The organism is Boseongicola sp., assembly GCF_057460485.1.
In genome coordinates this window covers 1-3,291 of the sequence record NZ_JBVCWP010000383.1, presented here as the reverse complement: position 1 = coordinate 3,291, position 3,291 = coordinate 1, and the positions used below count along the sequence as shown (strand labels likewise).

Below are 3,291 nucleotides of genomic sequence, written 5' to 3'. Positions count from 1 at the left end.
TAGCTTGTTTTGGCACAGAAGAATTCAACTGGCAATCCTGCGTCGGCTTCGGGGCGCATGGGCTGACCGGCGGCATGCCGCTTGCCCTCGGCATCGGTCTGCAAAACCGGCCGGAGGGCCTTGCCGTTGCTGTCGCGCTTTTGGGCGAGGGCTACGGAAAAGTTCGATTCCGGGGAATTGCGGCACTGACCGGGCTCATCGTACCCGTCGGCGGGCTGATCGGGGCCGCGGTCATTACGATATCAGAACCGTTTCTGCCCTGGGGCCTCGCCTTCGCCGCAGGCGCGATGCTCTATGTCATCAGCCACGAAATTATCCCGGAGACCCACCGCAGCGGACATCAGAACTAGGCGACGCTTGGCCTGGCGGTCGGATTGGTGCTGATGCAGTTCCTTGACGTCTGGTTGTCATGAAAGACAGGACGTGAATGCAGTCCGCTGGATCGGTTCCATTCGGGGAAGTGCGAACGGCAGCGCCGGCTCTTGCGAACTGATTGTGCAACGCGCTGAAAAAACGGGAAAACCCGCACTTTTCACGGCCCTTCATGGCATAACATAAGCCCTTTCCCGGCGTTCTTGGGGTGGTCGACTTTTCATGTTTGAACTGGCGGCGTAAGAGTGTGATGGGGTCCAGCTTCTGTGAACGGATCGGCTAGTTGATTTACCCACTCCCTAAGGCGCGTATTGGCCCGCGAGTGTCAGCAGGGCCGCAGGGGTGGCGCATCGGGCCCGTATTCCGCGCTTCGCGGCTAACACTACGGCCTGGCTGCCGTGATGGCCTGACTTGGTGATTGTATCTTTGCAGGGGAATAAATGCAAAAAGAGGCGGCCTGAACCTTGTCCAAACCGCCGCTTTTATATTTTCGAGTGACGGGACTTACCGTCTAAATCAGCTTAGGCCAGTTTAAGGGCTGTCGCAGACTCTTTGCCATTGCGGCCGGTTTCCAACTCAAAAACGACTTTCTGATTGTCGTCCAGCCCGGAAAGTCCAGCCTGCTCGACTGCAGAAATGTGTACAAACACGTCGCTGCCGCCGTTGTCTGGCTGAATGAAGCCGAAGCCTTTGTTTGCGTTGAACCATTTTACGGTGCCGTTAGCCATCCGTTTAACTCCTAGTGAATGCCACCCGCAAAACGCGGTGGCCTTGGTGCAGTGCGATCTTAAACTGGAAATCGACGATCTGCATAAGGAGACGGAAATTTCGGTGAAAGAATACTTCACGGACCTCAAGTGGGACATAATCGCGGCACTTACAAGAGGCAAATTAATTTAAATCGACAGATTTGCCATCAACCGGGCTGTTACGCCAATTAAAGGCGAGCGTCCGCTTTGAGACCAAAGCGGACATTGCCGTTTGGCGACTGGACGATGGATGTAGGGCACTTAGTGCGCAAGTGTTGTGCGTATGTCTTTGTTTTATATGTGACAAATTTTAAGTGGCACTTACTATGACGGTGGTGGACGACGTGTCGTTAGCGAGAAAGCGGCGCGACGCGCGAAAGACGCGCAGAATGATTGCATATACCGCTGCTTACAAGCTTCCAAAATTGACCGAAAGTTTAAAATATATGAGAAATATTGTGAAAAAATTCCAAGCAAGTCGGGTTGCAAATCGGTTCGGATAGGTGGGGGTGCTTTGCTTTCGGCGACGTCGAGAAGTGGTAGTTGGAAAGTTGATTTTGTGAGGGTTTTAATTTCCGGCGCTGAGTATTTCGTGCCCAAACATGCTGTACGTCACCCTGCCTCACAAGCCATCATAAGTGGTAATTTTTATGAGCCCAAAACGCATGAATTGGTTAAGCACATCACAGAGAAGGAAGAGGGAGAAATCATACACGCTGGCACATTCTTTGGCGATATGTTGCCTTCCTTTGCGCAAGCTTGTGGTGACGAAAACTTATACTGCTTTGAGCCTGTGCTTGAGGACTATGTTTTGGCTAGAATTGAGGTGCCCCTAGTTTCCTAGACACCTGCCTTGTTCATTTTCTGCTGTCTGATTTCGAAGTCAACGGGCGACAGCATGCCGTTGTTCGTGTGCTTGCGCTTCGCGTTGTAGAACATCTCAATATAATTGAACACGTCTCGTCTTGCATCGTCCCTTGTAGGATAGGTTCGGCACCTGATCCGTTCCCGTTTCAGCAGTTGGAAGAAGCTCTCGGCAACGGCATTGTCATGGCAGTTTCCGCGTCGACTCATGCTGGGTTCCAGGTTGTGCTGGCACAGGAACGTCTGCCATTCCCGGCTGGTGAACTGGGAGCCCTGATCTGAGTGGACCGTTACCTTGCCAGAAGGCTTTCTCCGCCAGACTGCCATCAGCAAAGCCTGCAGAGCCAGATCCGTGGTCATGCGGGGTTGGGCGGACCAACCGACCACGCGGCGCGAGAACAGATCGATGACGACGCTGAGATACAACCAGCCTTCATGGGTTCTGATATAGGTAATGTCCGTCACCCAGACCTGATCCGGCGCAGAGGTCTGAAACCGCTGCTCCAGCTTGTTTTCGACCACCACCGCGGGCTTGCCACCATATCGGCCCGGACGGCGCCTGTAGCCAATCTGCGCCGCGATCCCGGCCAGGGACGCCAGCCGGGCCACCCGGTTCTCGGAAACCCGCTCACCCTGATCGCGCAGATCATCGGTGATCTTGCGATAGCCATAAACCTTCCCGCTCTCGGTCCAGGCCTGCCGGATCAGTTCGGTCTGGCGCAGATCTTCCTGCGCACGCCGGCTTAACGGCTTCTTAAGCCATGCATAGAAGCCGCTGAAATGCACACGCAGCACCCGGCACATGGCCCGGACGCCGAATTCTTCGCGATGCGCCCGGATGAAGGCGTACTTCATTTGGACTCTCGCGCGAAGTACGCCGTTGCCTTTTTTAAGATGTCCCGCTCTTCAGTGACCCGGGCCAGTTCGCGCTTCAATCGGCGGTTCTCAGCCTCGTGATCTACGCTGCCCGCCTTCGGCGCAGGCTCCGCGAACAACTTCACCCATTTGTACAGAGAATGCGTGCTCACGCCCAAACGCCGGGAAACCTCCCGAACCGGATATCCCCGCACCGTAATCTGGTGCACCGCGTCACGCTTGAAATCGTCGCTGTAGTTGCTTGTCCCCATGTCGGCCTCCTTGCCTCAAAGTTAGGGGGCAAAGCGTCTACAAATCTAGGGGCACCTCACCAGGTGACCAAGATGCGTCGGCGAAGGGCAACTCTAAACGCATAGAGACATTCATTCTGTCCGGGACATTACGACTGTTCACTGTTGAGAACCCGCAAGTAATAGGCCACGGTGAAATC

The 3,291-nt window shown here is 54.7% G+C and carries 4 protein-coding genes; 2 read left to right on the top strand and 2 right to left on the bottom strand.

Annotated elements, in window-relative coordinates; translation table 11 throughout:
• The coding region (locus AC221Y_RS22450) for a ZIP family metal transporter (RefSeq protein ID WP_486708520.1) at positions 1-350 on the top strand (350 nt) is incomplete at its 5' end.
• A 543-nt stretch (positions 351-893) separates the two neighbouring features.
• Here the strand turns inward: AC221Y_RS22450 and AC221Y_RS22445 are convergent.
• Positions 894-1,100: a cold-shock protein gene (locus AC221Y_RS22445; RefSeq protein WP_486708519.1), complete on the bottom strand. Its 207-nt coding sequence runs from the start codon at positions 1,098-1,100 to the stop codon at positions 894-896.
• 535 nt (positions 1,101-1,635) lie between these two features.
• On the opposite strand from AC221Y_RS22445, the gene AC221Y_RS22440 reads away from it, so the two are divergent.
• Positions 1,636-1,965, top strand: a complete 330-nt coding sequence (locus AC221Y_RS22440; RefSeq protein ID WP_486708518.1) for a hypothetical protein — start codon at positions 1,636-1,638, stop codon at positions 1,963-1,965.
• On the opposite strand, the gene AC221Y_RS22435 is transcribed toward AC221Y_RS22440, so the two are convergent.
• Positions 1,962-3,112 (bottom strand): IS3 family transposase gene (locus tag AC221Y_RS22435; RefSeq protein ID WP_486708517.1). Its coding sequence is split into 2 segments (ribosomal slippage): positions 1,962-2,866 and positions 2,866-3,112, totalling 1,152 coding nucleotides; the frame shifts between segments, so codons are not numbered across the junction. The two genes, AC221Y_RS22440 and AC221Y_RS22435, sit on opposite strands and share 4 nt — an antisense overlap.
• Positions 3,113-3,291 lie beyond the last annotated feature (179 nt).